Origin of the sequence: Chitinophaga sp. SYP-B3965 (genome assembly GCF_009647655.1) — a bacterium.
Taxonomy (GTDB): Bacteria; Bacteroidota; Bacteroidia; order Chitinophagales; family Chitinophagaceae; genus Chitinophaga.
Genome location: NZ_WJFD01000003.1, coordinates 761,548 through 780,322, shown reverse-complemented (window position 1 = coordinate 780,322; position 18,775 = coordinate 761,548). Strand labels below are relative to the sequence as shown.

The following is an 18,775-nucleotide window of genomic DNA, read 5'->3' as shown; positions in this document are numbered from 1 at the left end:
AGTCAGGCTTATAACTTTGTGAATCACTGATTATTAGCCGATTATTGTGATGGTTTGAAAAATGATCTAAATCTTAATTACTAACAAACAAACAGTTTAATCTTTAACACTAAAATTCAATCAACATGGCTGAGACTAAAACAACTGTGACTGCAGCTGCTGCCAAAACTTCTTCTCATCAAGCGACTAAGTCGTCTAACTTGTTCGCTATCCTTGCTGTACCTATCTGTATTGTAATCGGGTACGTATTTTACAGTTTCGTATTGGGAAATAACGCGAACTTCCAAGGCGGTAATCCGGAAAATCACCCAGTTGAAGCAGGTATCGGCAAATGGTTTGGCACTATTCACAAAGGTGGTGTTATCGTACCCATCCTGATCTCAACCTTGTTGATCTGCCTTACTTTCGTAATTGAGCGTTTCCTGTATCTGGCTAAAGCCAAAGGAAAATTCAGTGGTTCTGAGCTGGTGCGCAAAGTACAGTATCACCTGGCTAACAAGAATGTTGACGCGGCTCTGGCTGAGTGTGACAAACAAAAAGGTTCAGTTGGTAACGTACTGAAAGCTGGTCTGAAAAAGTACAAGGAGATGATCAGCAACACAGAACTGGATACTGACCAAAAGATCCTGACCATTAAGAATGAAATTGAGGAAACTACCGCATTGGAACTGCCAATGATGGAGAAGAACCTGGTATTCCTGTCAACTATCGCTTCTGTAGCTACCCTGTTGGGTCTGTTCGGTACGGTATTGGGGATGATCAAGGCGTTCGCCTCTATGTCCAACACTGGTGCTCCGGATTCTGCACAGCTGGCACTTGGTATCTCTGAAGCATTGATTAACACGGCTTTAGGTATCGGTACTTCCGCTCTGGCGATCATCTTCTACAACTACTTTACTACCAATATCGATGGCATCACTTATGCTATTGACGAATCTGGCTTTACTTTGACACAATCATTCGCAGCTAACCACAAATAATTCGTAAATTATATTGTGGAATTAGTGCAGGATTGAATCTAATTAAGTGAACCAAAAAAAGGAGTAAAGATGCCAAAGATAAAAATGCCCAGGAAAAGCACACTCATCGACATGACTGCGATGTGTGATGTGGCCTTCCTGTTGCTGACTTTCTTCATGCTGGCAACCAAGTTCAAACCGGACGAACCGGTGGCTGTGGTTACTCCGTCTTCTATCAACACGCAATTGTTACCGGATTCCGATGTTATACTTTTAACAGTGGACAAAGATGGCAGGGTGTTTTTCAGTATGGACGGTCAGCCTAAGAGAAGGCAGCTTATCGAAGACCTGAATACAAACTTCAAGTTGGGCCTGGATGATAAAGAGATCCGGAATTTTCAAATCGGTTCAAGCGTTGGTACGGATTTCAAGAACCTGAAGAAGGTATTGAACATGTCCGCCGACGAAAGGAAGAATTCAAAAGTGGAAACAGGTATTCCCATGGATTCTACCGATAACCAACTGGCTATCTGGATCGATTATGCGCGTTCAGCACAAACTGCCGCTACAGGTTCCAGCAACAAGCTGAAATACTGTATCAAGGCAGATAATGACACGCCTTATCCGGTTATCAAGAAGATCCTGGATACCTTCAAAGAGAAGAAGATCCAGAAACTGAACCTGGTAACCAACCTTGAGGCTAAACCGGCTGGTTCTGCTGCTGCGATTTATGAGCAACAGAAACAGAGCGAACAGTAGTAAAAAACATTTTCAACACTAAAAATTTGCTACCATGGCCGAAATGGATACCAGTAGTAAGGGTGGCGGGAAACATGACAAAGGGACGAAATCGAAGAAACTTTCGACTCGTGTTGACATGACTCCGATGGTGGATCTGGGGTTTCTCCTGATCACCTTCTTCATGTTGACGACTACAATGTCTAAGCCCAAGACCATGGATCTGATCATGCCTAAGGAAACAGAGAAAGAGGAAGAGCAGAACAAAGTAAAAGAAAGTACTGCTTTGACGATACTCTTAGGCAAGAAAGACCAGGTTTACTACTACGCAGGATTGGCGCAAGACCCCAATGCCTCGAGTAACCCTGATTTCTTTAAAGCAACTACGTTTTCAAATACAAGTGGCATTCGTGATGTGATCATCAAGAAACGCGATGAAGTAGCAAGATTACGTAACTATAAAGGAGAACCAGAAGATGTGGTGATCATCATCAAAGCAGATGATGGTTCTACATACAAAAACTTTGTAGATTTATTGGATGAAATGGCTATCAACCGTATTCAACGTTACGCAACGGTGGATATCAGCGACCAGGACAAGCAATGGATCAAGTCTACTGAAACCTCTAACGGGATCCAGTAGATTTATGGAAAAACTAATTTTTTGCATCCATCAATAAACATGTATCATGGATTCAGCTAAAATCCTTAAGTCCGACTTTCTTGACATCCTGTTTGAAGACAGGAACAAGAGCTACGGTGCTTATGAGCTTCGCAAGAAGTACGACAAGCGCGTGCGGAATTCCATCTTAGGTACAGCTGCTCTGGCATTATTGATTGTTGGTTCTTACCTGGTTTATATTAACCTGAGTGCTAACGATAACGATAAAAACCTGAAGCCTGTAGTTGAAGATATCAAGCTGGAGGACGTGAAGTTACCGGACGATCCGAAAACGCCACCTCCGCCGCCTCCGCCACCCGCTCCGCCGCCGCCAGTGAAGCCATCAGTGCAGTTCACGCCGCCGGTGATCAAAAAAGATGAAGAAGTAAAAGCGGAAGAAGAATTGGTTAAACTGGACGAGATCAAGGATAAAGCCGTATCTACTAAAACAGTAGAAGGTGATCCAAACGGTATCGACCCAGGATTGATCAATGACAGTAAAGGTACTGGTGTGGTAGAAGCACCGCCTCCGCCGCCGAAGGAAGAGATCTTCACATTCGTGGAGCAGCCTCCAACCTTCCCAGGTGGTGACGATGCACTCAACAAGTATCTGAGCAATAACATCCGTTACCCGCATCTGGCAACAGAGAACGGTATCTTCGGAACTATCTTCGTATCCTTTGTGGTTGACTCAGAAGGTCAGATCAAGGATGTGAAAACAGTAGGTGCACCTAAAGGTGGTGGTCTTGAAGAAGAAGCCATCCGCGTGGTGAAGAAAATGCCGAAGTGGAAACCAGGTAAGCAAAACGGACGCCAGGTATCTGTGCAGTTCAATTTGCCGATCAGGTTTACTTTGCAGGATCAGTAATTATTAGTCTCAAGCTAGTATATATAATCCCCTGTCAGTAGTGACGGGGGATTTTTGTTTTTGGGGGGGAACTGGTAGTGGGTTTTTAGTTTAAAAGGATGGGGTTTATTTGTTTTGAGGTATAATCTCCTTCATCAGGCGACTGGTGAGGGATTCTTAGTTTACAGGGGGGAGTTATTTTTTGTTCTGGGTATATTTTATTCATCTGGTAGTGGGTGGGAGATTTTTAATTATTAGCCTTCGTCAATAGAATATACCCTCAACTCGCAGCCAGTGGGGATTTTTTTTTAATTTCGATGCATGATTGGAAAGTTAGGAGGTCACGAGGATACGATTGTTGCGATTGCTACGGCTCCGGGGATCGGGGCTATTGCTGTGATCCGGTTGAGCGGGACTGCTGCGATTGCTATTACTGATAAGCTTTTTCCTTCTAAATCGCTGGCTGCGCAGCCGGGGCATACCTTACATTTCGGGGCTTTGCACTTTGAAGGGAGGATCATTGACGAGGTAGTGGTGAGTTTGTACCATGCTCCCCGCTCTTATACAGGGGAGGAGGTGGTGGAGATTTCCTGCCATGGTTCTCCGTATATACAGGCGCAGATTGTTGAGGCCTGTGTAGCTTCGGGGGCTCGTATGGCTAAACCAGGTGAGTTTACACAACGGGCATTTTTGAATGGGAAGCTGGATCTGACGCAGGCGGAGTCTGTGGCGGATCTGATTGCCAGTAATACGGCAGCATCTCATCAGACGGCTATACAACAGATGCGGGGAGGATTTTCCCGTGAGCTGCAGGCTTTGCGGGAACAGCTGATCCGGTTTTCTGCTCTTATAGAGTTGGAATTGGATTTTAGTCAGGAGGATGTAGAGTTTGCGGATCGTACTGCGCTTTATCAGCTTGTGAATTCTTCGCTTTTGGAGGTTAGTTCTTTAGTGCGCTCTTTTAAAGCGGGGAATGTGATCAAGAACGGCGTGAATACTGCTATCATCGGGCGCCCTAATGCAGGAAAGTCTACTTTACTGAATACTTTGCTGAATGAGAACCGGGCTATTGTAAGTGATATTGCCGGGACTACGCGTGATACGATTGAAGAAGTCCTGAATATTGGAGGGATACTTTTCCGGTTGATCGATACTGCGGGGATTCGTGAAAGTACTGATCTTATCGAAAGTATAGGGGTTGCTAAATCCCTGGAGAAGATGCGTGAGGCAGGGATCGTGGTTTATTTATTTGATGTGGCAGAGTTATCTGTTGAAGATGTTCTTTCGCAGGTGGCTTTGTTTGAGGCAGAGGGAATCTCTTATCTGCTGGTAGGGAATAAAGTGGATCTGTTGGCGGATGCTGTTGCGAAGTTTGCTTCGATTCCCGGGATATTGTTTATTTCTGCGAAGGATCATTCTTTGGTGGGAGCATTGAAAGATAGATTGGTGGCCTCCGTGATGGGCGGAGATATTAATACGGAGAATACGATTATCACTAACGTGCGGCATTATACGGCTTTGCAGGAAGTGTTTTCTTCCTTAGAGGATGTGAAGCGGGGTATGGACGATGGAGTGCCGGGGGATTTGCTGGCGCTGGATATCAGGAGGTGTTTATTTTTCCTGGCTGATATTGCAGGGGAGGTTACAAATGAGGATAGGTTGGATTATATATTTAGTAAGTTTTGTATTGGCAAATAAAAAAACAAAGTATCAATAAGTATCGATAAGAAAATCCCCTCATTTCATTGAAAATGAGGGGATTTTCAGTTTTTGTGAGGGTTGGTATTTGCCGATATTTTGTTTTGTTTGTGGTTGTTTTGTTGCTTTTTGTCCCTCATTTGTCCCCCAAAACGGGAGGACAACTTAATGTGATAGATATAGGCGAGATAACCTGACTTAACCGTACTTATTTGTACTTATTTATATTTAATTACAATAGATTTTATCATGAGTTCTAACTTCACCATAACGAGAATTTGTGAAAATTGCGGAAGCGAATTTGAAGCAAGAACTACCGTGACCAGATTCTGCGGGATTGTTTGTAATAGACAGTGGTATAAGGCTAATATCAAAAAGATAAGGATACTGGTAAGTAATGAGCAAACCGTTGCGAAGAAGCAGCAGCAAAAATCTCAGGGTTTGGAGCACAAGGAGTTATTAAGTGTTAGAGAGGTTGCAATATATATAGGCATTTCTCGCCAGACCGTCTATGAAATGATTCAATCAGGTAGGATAGTGGCTGAGAATTATGGAGTAAGGCTTATGCGTATTCGAATATCAGAGTTAGAGAAATTGAAGCAGCAAGCTCCGGCCAGTGTTAATATAGTTCCACGGAAGTTGGAAAAGGAGCTTCGCTTGACAAAGAAGAACTGTTATTCTATTGAGGAAATATGCAACTTGTATGGCTTGAGGAGAGAGGTAATTTATACTCTTGTAAAAAATAATAAAATTCCCGAATTTAGAGAAGGAAGTAAGAAGTACCTTTTGAAGACAGCAATTGATGCTATTTTTCTTCAAAAGGCTTCATTGACAGGTTCAGATGTTATACCATCCTCAGTAAAGGAATATTACAGTATAGCAGAGGTGACTGAGAAATATGGGATGAAAAGGGATAACATTTACTGTTTGCTGCAACGGTCAATGATTAGGAGAGTTAAGGATGGTAAAGCCGTTTATCTGCGTATTGATGATATTGATGATTACTTTAAAAAAAGGAGAGAGAATGAGAAAGGTGAAGTTGAGGACGAAGAAAATTAGCAATGGTCGTAAGAGCCTTTATTTAGACGTTTATCCACCTGTATGGGATTCGACAGCGAAAAAGTTTACACGGAAATATTATCTGAAACTATTTGTATACGAAGCTCCTGTAAGTTTGGATATGAAGCAGCATAATAAGGAGATACTTTATTTAGCAGAGATTATTCTGGCAAAGCACCAATTAAATTTGCATGACTTAAATCAATATTGGAAATTCTGACTATTGTAGAAACGTCAACCTGTATAATTATGAAAAGTGGAAGCAGCACAGGTCTAAACTGGCAGGAATATGAAGCCGTCACGAAATACATCTATGAAATGCTGGGTGCTACATATGGCATCAAGGTCATAGGCTATGGAAAAGACTGCAAACTTGAAGGTAAATCTGGGGTTAAGCATCAGGTGGATGTACTTACCGAACAGCTGGATGGGGGACTTTCACATCGAACGGCTATCGAATGCAAATTTCTTAACAAGAAGGTTACGAAAGAGATTGTGATGAAGCTCCATAGCATTATGTCGGATGCTGGCATTGAGAGCGGCATAATAGTTTGTAAGAAGGGGTATACACCAGATACCTTAACCTACGCAGAACATCAAGGAATAAGATTGGTTGAGTTGCGGGAAGTTGAGAAGGATGAGGCTCAAGATGAGCATAATATTAATGCTTTTATACTGGATCTAAATATCCAGGTTACCATTACACGTGCCAATATCATTAGCATTGATTTGGGAAGCACCCAAATTACCGACGAGGATGAGATTAGGGAGATGCACTTCTCAAATGATGCCATTATCCTTACGCCGGACGGCATAAGAATTCCTTTTGGGACATATCTTACCGCCTATTGCAAGGAAGTCAGCAGGCAGAATCAGCTTTTAAAGACAATCACCATAAATTACCCGCCCGTTAAGGGAAAACTTATACGGATGGATAATGATGATCAACCCGATATTGAGAAAATCAGCTTCACTGGATTTCTGTGCGAAATAGATGCGAGTTCGAAAAGGTCATTTCAAGTTGTTGATCAGGTTTGGATGATCATGAAAGAGATTTTTGAGAAAAAGTCTTATAAATTGTCCAAGAGTGGTATGTTATTCAGAGACATCGGCGAATACTAGCCAATTTGCAACGTTGAATCACTCTTATTTTAAGCCCCGTTGCTCAGTAATGTAAAGTTAAACGCGGATGTATTTACCGAGTTTGGCAAGGAATAGAGTAAGTGTTTTATGGAGTGGGAGGTAATAGACAAAAATTAAGATCGATGTCTACACTGGCAGAAGTAGCAAAGGCAGGTAATTTAGTGGAATCTAAAGCATATGGCAAAATAACCAGGACGGAGAATCCGGTAGGTAAGAAGCTGTATTTCTTTGAAAATGACCTGCCGTACTGGGCGAGAGTTGGCAAAAAAAGGACAACGGACGAAATTGCGGTTGATGTAAGTTTGTTTGGGATTTCAAGGAACTATTTAAAGACAATTTGGACAATTTAAGAGCCACTAAGCTTTTAGATGGTAGCTTTTATTTTACGGATAAATGTACCTAAATTGTGTGATCGTACGATGTGATAGTGACCGTTATTCACAGGTTCTGATAAGTACCTTTGAATTGGTAAAAAATAACCCGAAAATGAATAATGATGCTCCATAGTTTTTCCCCGGCCCCAATTTTTACACAGTTTTATAATGACCCATTGCCAGTAATAGGAGTGGCATTGTTGGAAAAGTGGAATAGGGATTATGTGTTGAGATTATTGATAAGTTTGAAACTTGCTACACAGCACTCGTCAACTACTGAGGCTCATGAACTTATCACTAAACTCTTAAATTTCCTTCCAAACGATAAACCTTCCAAGTATGGTCCGGTTGATAGATCTATCTTAACCAACAAAACGGTTATTTTAAAGATCATTTGTGATCTGTTGGCTATCCCCGCTAACAAGAATATCGACACTGACTTGGGAAATGCTTTCTATCAGGACGTGTTAGTGACTATCCTCATCTACAATGAACATCAATTTCAAAATACTGGCATTGGAAAGGTGAAACAAAATCTTGCACATGCTGATATTTGGAAGATAGGGTTCATGCAGAATCTTAATGCAGAGAATGAGGGGACTTACAGACGGATTGGCGGAATAAAACAGCTGTTATATCTTCAGTTCTTAAAAAGTGAGTTTGGGGATGCATATGAAGAATTTGAGAAAGGCGTAGTTGAATACACTGGCTTTCCCTCTATGCAAGATATTATTCTCCTGTTTGTTAACCTGGTTGTAGAATATGATCGTGTGGTCAAAAGGTCTGTTCCGCTGGTGGTAATTGGGCCGACTGACAATAGTTATAGTTTATTGCATAAATTGGAACTAGTTGTAGACGCCAGTTCAGGGAGTATTCGCGCCGAAGTTCCTCAGTTGGTTACTGCACCCTTTTTAAAACTAATGGACAATAAAATATATCTGTTAGGAACTTCAGATTTTGATTTAATTACTACAAAGAGTTGGGATTTTTACCTCGTGAAGAATAAATTGTTTCAGAAAGTGTTGCCTAAAGTTGGTGATATACACGCTCTAAAAGGAGAATGGGGTAAAAAATACTATGAATCGTTTCTTGGTCTGAAAATTCTGAAGTCATTGGAAAAAAATGGGATAAGGGTATTGGAGTCGGATGACAAAAATTTGCCAGATGCAACAATAATTGTGAATGAGAAAGATGTATATGTAATCGAAATGAAGTCTAATGCCATGGATCATAAGGTAACGTCAGCCCAAGATATTTCCGGTTTTCGTCGCTTTATTGATGATAAGTTTGCAACTGGTAGTAAGGGAGTTCCTCAATTGAATAGGAACATTGAATTTTTATCCAAGAATGCGGACACGGCTTACGGGTTGAAAAAGCCCACTAAAAAGCTTCGGGTGTTTCCAGTAATTATCTACACCGAACCTCATTTAACTAAACAGGCAGTAAATGATTACATTAACACCGTAGCTCCAACTATATCAGCGGAATTGGCCAATTGTTTTCATTCTGTCGAAAAGGTTACTTTGATACCAATGGATTTTTTTCTGGATAACATTGGGTTGTTACAAAAGGATAGGCATGTCTTGCGAAATCTCATAAGAAAATACCACCTTTTTGTAAGCAGAACAAAAGATTCTTACGCAAAAACCAATCGTCATTTTGACTATTTTGCAGCAATGGTGAGTTTTGAGTCTTGGTCTGTTGGAAAGGATGGCATGTACAGGGAAGACCAAATGGTGGTTTTTGATACCCTAAGAAAAATCTTTGAATTGAAGTAGTGATTTCTATAAAATGTACATCTAATTTATAAATATCCTTTAAATGATTGATATAGAACAATTAAAAACAACGTACCCGAAATACCGTGAAAGATATTTGGAATTGGGTGAAAGAATCAAAACGACACTTGGCCATCTCCTCGAGAAAAAGAAAATCCATGTAATTACGACAAGGGCAAAGGATATAGAGAGTTTAATACGGAAAATAATAAGTAAGGATAAGTACGAAGATTTGGTCGATGTGACAGATTTGTGTGGGGTAAGAATAATTACTAATATGGAAAGTGACATTGAATATGTCAGTAAGATCATTCGGAAAAGCTTCCGAATTGATGAAACGCATTCTCATGACCATCGAAAACGGTCTGTCAACGATTTTGGTTATTTGTCACTCCATATTGTGCTAAGCTTAGACAGCGATAGGGAAGGCCTGGCAGAGAATATCAGGATTAAAGGACTAAAAGCTGAAATACAAATTCGATCAATTTTACAGCATGCATGGGCTGAAATTGAGCACGACCTTGGTTATAAAGACAATGCAAGTATTCCTGAGGAACTTCAACGAGGTTCTAATCGCCTTTCGGCCATTCTGGAAGCTGCGGACCTGGAATTCGTGAGGTTGCAAGAGTTAAAGCTCAAGCATATCAATCAAGCCGTTAATGCAATTTCATCACCTAATATTACAACAACACCCATCGACATTTTGAACATCAAGACATTAGATGCGCACAGTGGAACGCTTAATGCTGTACGTAATATGCTTGAGGAAAAGCATCAAGTTACATTCGTTGTGAGGGGAGATTACCAACATATTTTGGACAAACTGAAGTATTTTGACATTCGATATTTGGAACAATTGGAGCAGGATTTAGTTGAAAACAGAGAAAATCTTATTAAGTTCTCAGACCTGCTTTTTCAACGCAGAAACGATAAGAGAAAACATATCCTATACGAAGCCCCACTAGAGTACTTCTTGCATTTTAAAGGTTCGGTCGATACAGAACATTGGGAGGAATACAAATATTTTGGCTCAGTTGACTGTAAAAGTTCGATCAAAGAGGTAACGGATTTTGTGCAACTACACATGGATACTGTGGCTAGGAGACCATGAGCCAGTCTTTCTAATCTTCAGATTGGCGTTATTTTGTTAGTTTTGTTTCCCCTTAATTTGCTATAATCTTCCCGTGTTATGAGTATTTATAAACTTTTTCTGTTTTCTAAAGATACAGGTGCAACGGCAACTGAGCAGGGCTTTTTGTATCAGAAATTGGTGACGCTTCGAACCTGGTTGGAAAATAGAATTAATAAAATCGATGAACGCATCTACTGCGATCTTGAAGACGACATCTTTCAACGGGATCTGATCAATCATCATGTTAAGTTTCGACAAATTAAACTGTATTCAACGAATTTTTCGTTTACAAGGGAAGAAATACAGAAAACGTTGGCTCATTTTTTTATGTTGTTCTGCAAGGGTGACTATATGCTTGATGAAGTGTCTTTCTCTTTCGAAACTAATTCTGGAATTGCTAATGAAACACGTGGGAACGATGGGGATTTATTGAATGAATGGGCTGCTAAACAGGGTAGTGTTGATGATGTGCTCATGGAACGAGTGCTCGCCAGGGTGAAACCGATTATTGACGATTATATTAGCTCCGCATATGAATTGTTTATGGATGTCGATAGTAAAGCTGCACTTCAGGAAGCCAAAATTATATATACTAATTTGTCAGATGATATATGGCGGAAGTTCGTGCGGGCTATAACATGGAAGTTTGATGGAGTAAAACAGGCGGTGGCCATACCACAATTATATGACGAGGTGGAAAACCTAGTGACTCAATTACCAGTCTTAGTCAGTGCGCCTGCGACTTCGGTGGCACTTTTGTTATTTGATATAACGAAGAAGACTGCCGAAAAGGATCCAGAGCGAAAGTATGTCACCAATGCATCGCTGGATATCTTATTGCTAAATGATGGCAATGAGAAGGAGCAATGGTATGCAGAAGTACTAGCGAAATGGTCCGCGATTGTGGAATTGCCTGATTTTAATATTGGGGCCTTTTATGAATTGGTTAATGCGGCAAGATTCTGCCGTTGGGAAATGTACGAGAGTGGCCATGCGGACTTGTGGTGCCAATTATTGAAGCTGTACATCGAAAAAGACGATACTTTAACGGTTAGTAAGAGAAAGGCTATTTATGAATATATATTTTTATTGTTGTCTCCAGACCCCAACACAGGGAAACCGGGTGGGACGATGCTGGGACAGGAGGATCTGATAAGGTACTATTTTGGTGAAATTAATCATCATAACCATCCTCGGGATATTGAAGAAGATATTACACTCCTTCAACTAGTTCAAGCACATCGTTTGTATGACCCTGCTTTTTTGAATCTGGAGGAGCTTGACCTTTGGAGAGTTGCGATTACTGGGATGATTGAAGAGCTATCCGAAAAAGCTCGGAATGCAGATGATGAGTGCCTGGCATTAGAATTGAAAGGACACATGTTAAGTTCACTAGATCCGGAGATAAAACCAAGTGAAAAAATTGATCGCTCAATTGCTGTCTACCGCAGGATTATTCCACTTTTGGAAAATGCCCAGACTTTCAGTATCTCCAGACTATTTGATCAACTAAGCCAAATTCTGTCGCTATTTATACATCACGATGCCGATGATGAAGCTATTGATACGCTTGAAAGCTTCTTAGGCGAAATAGAGGAGGCCGCGAGTAAAACTGGCAGACAGCATGATGCAGCCCATGCACTCATTGTTCGTGGAACCATTTATCTTGGTAAAAAGAACGGCAAGAGCTTCCTCAAAGCACTTGAGTTGTTTCATCAGGCCAAAGGTTTATGGAATCTTGATGAAACCAGGGAAGGTTTTGTGTTGGCATTACTCAATATTTCTCAGATTTACGCAGGCTTGGGAATGAATCTGGCAGCGAAGTATTATGGACTCTGTGCAGTATGGGCATCTACACATTATGGTGATGCTTCAATATTCAAACGGATCAGTGACGGTTTCACGATGGTTTTCAATGCCGATTTTCGTCAAGGTTCATGGTTTAGTGCTCTAGATGACTATCTTCGTTATATCACTTTTCGCATTGCGGTTCGACCAGAAACGCTTGATTTTGAAAAGGACAAGCAGTTTAAGGTGACGTCGATTGAAATTGCCGGTGTTCTGGCGTTAATTCCGATCATCCATCCCGATTTGGCTGTGTATATTGAAATATACAAGCAACGTCTCGGTTGGGTTTATGAGGAACGACTAAAGGAACTGGTTGAGGGGTTTGAAGGTCATTTTATGAAATCAGATGTCGTTGATCAATTCGTTAAAACAAATGTCAGTGGTTCACTTTTAAACGATGTTGGCGCTTCTAGAAGGTTGTGCTTTAAAGCTTCCGGAGTTGAATTTGCTTTTCATTTTGAGAACACTGCAGCTGCAAATGCTATAGCTGAAGAGTTTGGGGCATTGTTGCAGATTACACTTACTGAAATGGGCTTAATTAATGCGGACTTTCATTTTCTGAAACTTAGTGTCCGTGTCGATATTGTCGTTGGTGAGGACTACTCTAAGTTTATTGAACAGGAAGCAGATCATGAACAGACCGCTTTTAGGCTCAATATCCCTGTGTTCAATGGAACAGAACAATCCGATATTCAATATCATTATGGATTTCTGGCGGTGAATGTTAAACAACTTTTGGAGAACTTAAGTTTGCTAAAGTCTAGTGAATTTAAAGTTATGTTTTCTGAAATTTACACCAAACAAAAACTTGGCGAGAAGGGATTAGTGATAAATACCTATCAAAAAGTGTATTTTAATCTCCAAAGTGAAGCTGATTTCGCGGACGGTAGAAGAAACGCCTTTCCAGCTTTCAGTGCGAATGATTTCTCTAATCAGATACCCAATGTACTCCCTTCGTCTGATGGGCCAAGTAGCAAATATGACGCTGCTGACTGTTTAAAGAAGATCGGTGAGCGTTATGAAAACTTAACAAAGCATCTGCATCTCACTTTAGCTAAATGGAGAGGAGACGAACGCTTTCACAAGAAAATACAAGGTTGGCGTCAGGCCGGCTGGCTGGATTGGCAGATATTAATGGCCCTTTCAAATTATATTCTAAATAATAAAGCACGGATAATCTCAGGGACGCGGGGCGCTGATGACGAAAAGGCAAGGGAGAAATTCGAAAAGGAGTTTTTTCGGCTTAATGATTTAGACGAAGCAGATTCTTATATTGATATTCCTGTTGACGTCATTGAATCTCCTGATCTTGATTTTTGGCTAACAAAAATGCCGGTGGATACATTGGAGTCATTTGGACTTGAAAATGGAATGCATTATCCGAACTTCAAGGCCATACGTAGGTTGCTCTCTCAACGTTTTTTCTTTGATAGGAATGATCTGCCGCAGGCAAGTCCACTGAAAGATGACTGATTAAAAGATTTGAAAAAGATGCCGGTAGTTTCTGGGAATTGGACGTTGAGTAGAGTTCGCCAAAATGCATTATATAATCTACTTCAATTACCATTGCAAATAAAACGTTGCTATTTGCGGTGGTCTGTAAAGGCTGAGATCTTCGAACCCAATTATTAGAAAATGTTGGTAAATCAATTTAAACAACTCGTAAATAAGTCTAGTGGTGTAAGAGTTCACGGTCCAGGTGAATACAGGGAATTGTGCGACTTTCTGGGTATTGATCTTTCTGGTGATTATGCCAGGCAATGGGTAATTGACAAGTTGAATCAGCTTATAGCAGGCCTTATCTCAGTAGTTGATGGCGAAGCTTATATTTCACGGCAAGAGTTTAAGGACATTCAAGAAGCATTGGTTTATGAGGCAATTCTAAATGAAGTCGACAATTCTGAGTATCTTATGCTTTCGGCGCTGCTTATTGGCAAGGAAAACAAAATTAATTCGTTCTCTGACCACGCAAAATGGGAACAGGCCCTAACGTATGCAAGAAACATGTCCTCCTTTTCTCCTACTGGGACTAGTTTTAAAACTAACAAGCTTCGAAGCTCGTTTACTAAGGCCTATGATATTGCGCACGCAGCAAAGCATTTGTCGTCATTGGGTTGTGTTGTTAAACTTCAAGAAAACCACATTGAAATCGCCGAGGGAATACCTGAAATTGTTGATAAAATTGAGGAAGAGATTGTGTCAATTGGTGCTGAACTGTTTCTGTCAAGGATTTTTGGAAGACTTGTCGCTGAAGGCTCATATATGCCCACGTATTCTCGATACGTTATTTTTAATCAGATTACAACCTATGGAGCGACACCTCATAAAATTATTCCTTATGGATACCTATTGAACCTCTGCGTAAAGCATCTAGGCAAGCCTGGAAAACAGTTAAAGGTTAAAGATATCGATGTGCGGATGGACAGTGCATGTAATTTGGCAATTTCATTAGCCGCAGTCTGGGATATTAGGAGGTATAGCGTATGGGAAGTGCCTTTTCAGAGTGTAGAAACATTGCCAAAATTTCTTACGCGGCTCGCACTATTTGACGCCGCAATTGGCTTTCCCAACACAGATTTTGTCGAAATCATCGAAATGATGGAAAATCTGTTTACCTGGGTTGACCCATTAGACTTTGAGTCAAACGCAGGTTTTACAATCTGTGATCTTATAAAGGTAGCAACGATAATAGAGCAAATTGCGTTGACAAATGGACCTACCGCCATCTATTTGAGCAAATTGAAGAGGGTTTTACCTACTATAAATCCCGAAACATTAGGAAAAATATTGGGTTGCCTTTCGCACTCGGCAGGCGAAATCAACCCAAACTATAGACAGTTAAATGATTTCAAGCAGTTAAATTTTGATTTGAAGCCCTTAGTTGCGTTGACTCCAACGAAGTTTCTTCTATGTGACAAATCATGGTGTGCATCTGGCTTCTATGAAGTGTTGATATCGCAAGTAAGGGCCTTTGACAACAAATGCGATGGAAATGTTGGAGTTGCTTTGGAATTGTTTATCTACAAGAAGCTGAACCAAAAGGGAATTAAACATGTACATGGCCAATATCATCCAAGTATTGCACCTCCTGGCGAGGCAGACCTTATAATAGAGAGCGAAAACAACATCGCGATCATCGAAATAAAAAAGAAGATTTTAACAAAGAAAGCTAAAGGAGGTTCAGATATACAGCTGATAAAAGATCTTGCCTCTAGTTTGCTTGATGCCCAAATTCAGGCAGGGCGGACAGAAATTATTTTGCGTGCCAAAAACGAAATATCGTTAGTTGGAGCATCGGACGGAAGTACAATAACAGTTTCGCTGAATAACAGAAATGTGGACCGGATAGCATTGACACAATGGGATTACGGCTGTTTTCAGGATCGTACCTTTACCACGAATTTACTTTCAAATATGTCGATGGCCGAAATTGGCCTTTTAGATAAATCTGATGAAGGATTGAACAAAGATTTTGAGAAGCTATCGGGTAAGTTGATGGTACTCACAGACCAATATGAGGAGTTAGACCGAATTGATCCCTCGTTCAGCCATTTTCCCTTTTTTAATTGCTGGTTCTTGAGTATCTCGCAATTACTTACGATTATTAGATATTCAGATGGAAATCAGGAGTTTGAAAAGGCATTGGCCGCTACTAGGCACGTTAGTTTACAAACGCTGAACTTTTATGTGGAATTTTACCATGGATATATTGCTCAGCGTCGTTAATTATAGACATTGGCAAGTTGTGAATTTAGGAATGTGGCCCCCTCATTTACCGAAATGCACAAGAAGAGATGGTTCCTTGGATTAAACCATAATTTATTTAATCGAAACGATTCCACCAATTCTGAACACAGAATTGTAAAACACAAACTACCTAGTTTAAAATAGATTCGATGGCAGACGAAATTTCAAAAGAGATAAAGAATGAGTTCAAACAGAAGAAGGTTAATCATGTGTTTCATTACACTAAAAAAATTGACTTCCTCTTGGATATTTTGGCCAGTGGATTTAAACCTTCTTATTGCAAAGAGAGTATCAATGATGTGGAGTATTACATCCCTATGGTCAGCTTTTGTAATATTCCTTTAATGGATGTAGACGACTATATACGTTATGGTGAGTACGGAATTGGGCTTAGCCTCGAATGGGCGGTGAAAAACGGCATTTCCCCTGTGGTATATGTTCACGAAAATACTCCGTTTGCTGACTTGCACAGAAAAATTAATACAACCCACACACCCCGAATTGTCGAAGCGGTTATGAAGGACGTATTTGCAAAAGTTGAAAACCCCAATGGCAAACCGGCGCATTTTGACAAGGAAATTGCTTTTCTTGTGGAGATTAACCAGATTACGGTTCCCGCTTTGCAGTTTTTCAAAAATTGGAAGACGGAATATGATGGTAAGGAAATAACAACTTATCTTGAGCGTGAGTGGCGATTTGTTCCTGAAGTTCAGGCAGATGAGCGGTTAATTTCGCAGCATGAAGCTACAAGGGAAAAGTTTGATTGCATTCCTACACTCGAAAAACCTCATTTCCCCGACAATAAATTGGAGATCGCCAATTTGGACGACCTTCGTTATATTATGATTAAGGATGATAGCCAACGATCTGTTGTCTTAGATATTCTGAAAGCAAAATTTTCAGAAGAAGCGGTAATTGATGCAATCTTATCTGGGAAGCTATTGATCTTCACGGGTGAGCACGTTCGTAACGACTTTTAAACAATATTCCAGCATATATTGGCCTTAATTGCCCGGTAAAATTGTTCTAATTATATATAGTATGCCGAGTTTGTAAATTACAATTAGTTATACTATATATACATTGAATAGTAGGCAATAATAACTCCTTCTAGATTTGTTCAAATATTCAATTAAGCTTATACCTATTTAAAATGCATTATTGATCATTAATATTCTAACAAACACTATACGATATTTGATAGTTTTGATTGGCACCAGTCAAATTAAACACGGCTATATCACGACTACTTCTGCTAACTTAGCCGCGATGTCTGCCATTGGCTCTTCTGCAGTACTGAGGCCGCTTCGTGAGCCGAGCAACGGGCTAATATTGCGGAGTTCTTCATATGTCGTGTTGTGCACAATTGGAATGAGTTTGTCGCGCGCCAAGAGTGCAGAAAGCTCTTTGTCGGCGATGCCCTCTTGCGGGAGACGGCGTAACAGCGCTGGGGTCACAAGCACGAGCCCGACCCGCGAATTTGCCAAGCCCTTGTCGATTGCGCGCATCATCGGTACGCCGAGTCCCAGATCCTTTTCGCTGAACCAAACTTTGACGCCAGCCGCCACCAGCAAATCGTGCAGCTCTTTGGCGACGCCCTGCCGATCGTCCCACGCGTGGCAAAGAAAAACATCGCGAAGGTCAGGTAGTGCCGCTAAATTCTCGACTGTGCGGCGTATTGGTGTGAGCGCCTGGACTTCGGCGGGGGTATAATACACAGAAGAACCTGCTCGTGACCAGCGCGGCTTGACGCTTCTGCTGTTTCCACTGCTTCTGGTTCCTGTAGTGTTGCCTGACGAGGAGTAGGGTGCTGGTGTGTAAGTTGGGTAAGTTGGATACGAAGTGTTGCGACTGTAACGACTACTACTACCACATGCGGGACAGGCCGCTGCCCCGCTTGCTGTGCGATGTCCATATGTTGGTGCTGTACATCTTGCCATATCTTAAGAATTTGTGTTTTATAGGTAATAAATTTTACATGAACCGCAATTGGCTGATTTTATGATCGACGAAGAAGGTCATTCGGGGTAGTTGAATTTTACACTCTTTTGATTAGGCAATCAGATCAAACCGTATTCCAAATTTAATTCACGCCATATTGGCACAATTTTATACATTGGCTTATTTATGATTTTTATTATATGGCAATCTGATGTTTTCCTACTGCCAAAATTGACGTTGCCTACCAGGTGCCCCATTTTTTGCCTATTGGTGTAGTTTGAATTGTAAACTTAATGTAAGAATGCTGGCAATATCAGCGGGTATATAAATTGAGGATCTTTATCGTTAGTTTGTAATGCTTAGTTTATTTTTGTCCCCGATTTGTCCCTTACCTAGGCACGTGACGGCATAAGTATTTGAATTTCAAATCACATTTTATGGGTAGTAAATTCTGTATTGGTAAGTAGAGGCTTGTTTTATTTGCTTTAATTTCTGCGGAATAAATTCCATATACGGGAAAGTTTGGTCATAAGTTTTTTCTTAACCGCACTATCCGGTAAAAGAAACGGCAAAATGTCTGCAGGTATTCTCCAGAAATCTGAAGGAGGATTTTCTTCAAAGACCAACAGATAAAGTTTAATTGTTTCAAGATACCAGTCCTGATGTTTAGTATATTCAGCAATACCTCCAACATTAGGATAATGATGCAACTCACGGCCTAATACATCAGGGCAAAATTCTTTCCAGTATTCCACCGTATACAACAGATGCATGTGCCACACCTTATCCACCACAATAGATGGAGATGCGTAAGATATAAGAAGATCTTCAGCACCGGCGGTTCAGGTAA

Annotated in this window: 16 protein-coding genes; 14 read left to right on the top strand and 2 right to left on the bottom strand. The window is 40.8% G+C overall.

Annotated elements, in window-relative coordinates; genetic code table 11:
* The first annotated feature begins 125 nt into the window (after positions 1-125).
* The 14 genes from GFS24_RS20830 to GFS24_RS20765 all read left to right on the top strand — a co-directional run bounded on the left by GFS24_RS20830 (position 126) and on the right by GFS24_RS20765 (position 16,964).
* The gene (locus GFS24_RS20830) at positions 126-980 is read left to right on the top strand and encodes a MotA/TolQ/ExbB proton channel family protein (protein WP_153662796.1); all 855 of its coding nucleotides are present in this window, start codon (positions 126-128) and stop codon (positions 978-980) included.
* A gap of 69 nt (positions 981-1,049) precedes the next feature.
* Positions 1,050-1,718, top strand: a complete 669-nt coding sequence (locus GFS24_RS20825) for a biopolymer transporter ExbD (protein WP_153662794.1) — start codon at positions 1,050-1,052, stop codon at positions 1,716-1,718.
* Positions 1,719-1,752: 34 nt separating this feature from the next.
* The gene (locus GFS24_RS20820; protein WP_153662792.1) at positions 1,753-2,340 is read left to right on the top strand and encodes a biopolymer transporter ExbD; all 588 of its coding nucleotides are present in this window, start codon (positions 1,753-1,755) and stop codon (positions 2,338-2,340) included.
* Positions 2,341-2,386: 46 nt separating this feature from the next.
* Positions 2,387-3,226 carry an energy transducer TonB gene (locus GFS24_RS20815; RefSeq protein WP_153662790.1) on the top strand — a complete coding sequence of 280 codons (840 nt, stop codon included), beginning with the start codon at positions 2,387-2,389 and terminating at the stop codon, positions 3,224-3,226.
* Between the two features lie 300 nt (positions 3,227-3,526).
* Complete coding sequence (mnmE, locus tag GFS24_RS20810) at positions 3,527-4,903, top strand: tRNA uridine-5-carboxymethylaminomethyl(34) synthesis GTPase MnmE (protein ID WP_153662788.1); 1,377 nt, start codon at positions 3,527-3,529, stop codon at positions 4,901-4,903.
* A 249-nt stretch (positions 4,904-5,152) separates the two neighbouring features.
* Entirely contained in the window at positions 5,153-5,962 is an 810-nt protein-coding gene (locus GFS24_RS20805; RefSeq protein ID WP_153662786.1) for a helix-turn-helix domain-containing protein, read from the top strand.
* Positions 5,865-6,182, top strand: coding sequence for a hypothetical protein (locus tag GFS24_RS29500; protein ID WP_153662784.1), 318 nt, complete (start codon positions 5,865-5,867; stop codon positions 6,180-6,182). The genes GFS24_RS20805 and GFS24_RS29500 overlap by 98 nt, the downstream gene beginning before the upstream one ends.
* 29 nt (positions 6,183-6,211) lie before the next feature.
* Positions 6,212-7,084 (top strand): restriction endonuclease, encoded by an 873-nt coding sequence (locus tag GFS24_RS20795; RefSeq protein WP_153662782.1) that lies wholly within the window; start codon positions 6,212-6,214, stop codon positions 7,082-7,084.
* Between the two features lie 143 nt (positions 7,085-7,227).
* Positions 7,228-7,455, top strand: coding sequence for a hypothetical protein (locus GFS24_RS20790; RefSeq protein ID WP_153662780.1), 228 nt, complete (start codon positions 7,228-7,230; stop codon positions 7,453-7,455).
* A gap of 146 nt (positions 7,456-7,601) precedes the next feature.
* Positions 7,602-9,257 (top strand): hypothetical protein, encoded by a 1,656-nt coding sequence (locus GFS24_RS20785; RefSeq protein WP_173003138.1) that lies wholly within the window; start codon positions 7,602-7,604, stop codon positions 9,255-9,257.
* 43 nt (positions 9,258-9,300) lie between these two features.
* Entirely contained in the window at positions 9,301-10,368 is a 1,068-nt protein-coding gene (locus GFS24_RS20780; protein WP_153662776.1) for a GTP pyrophosphokinase family protein, read from the top strand.
* A 78-nt stretch (positions 10,369-10,446) separates the two neighbouring features.
* Positions 10,447-13,710 (top strand): dsDNA nuclease domain-containing protein, encoded by a 3,264-nt coding sequence (locus tag GFS24_RS20775; RefSeq protein ID WP_153662774.1) that lies wholly within the window; start codon positions 10,447-10,449, stop codon positions 13,708-13,710.
* Between the two features lie 162 nt (positions 13,711-13,872).
* Positions 13,873-15,963: a hypothetical protein gene (locus GFS24_RS20770; RefSeq protein ID WP_153662771.1), complete on the top strand. Its 2,091-nt coding sequence runs from the start codon at positions 13,873-13,875 to the stop codon at positions 15,961-15,963.
* Between the two features lie 170 nt (positions 15,964-16,133).
* Positions 16,134-16,964 carry an abortive infection system antitoxin AbiGi family protein gene (locus GFS24_RS20765; RefSeq protein WP_153662769.1) on the top strand — a complete coding sequence of 277 codons (831 nt, stop codon included), beginning with the start codon at positions 16,134-16,136 and terminating at the stop codon, positions 16,962-16,964.
* Between the two features lie 255 nt (positions 16,965-17,219).
* On the opposite strand, the gene GFS24_RS20760 is transcribed toward GFS24_RS20765, so the two are convergent.
* The gene (locus tag GFS24_RS20760; protein WP_371731291.1) at positions 17,220-17,702 is read right to left on the bottom strand and encodes a toll/interleukin-1 receptor domain-containing protein; all 483 of its coding nucleotides are present in this window, start codon (positions 17,700-17,702) and stop codon (positions 17,220-17,222) included.
* Positions 17,703-18,410: 708 nt separating this feature from the next.
* Positions 18,411-18,698, bottom strand: a complete 288-nt coding sequence (locus tag GFS24_RS20755; RefSeq protein WP_153662765.1) for a hypothetical protein — start codon at positions 18,696-18,698, stop codon at positions 18,411-18,413.
* Positions 18,699-18,775: the final 77 nt, after the last annotated feature.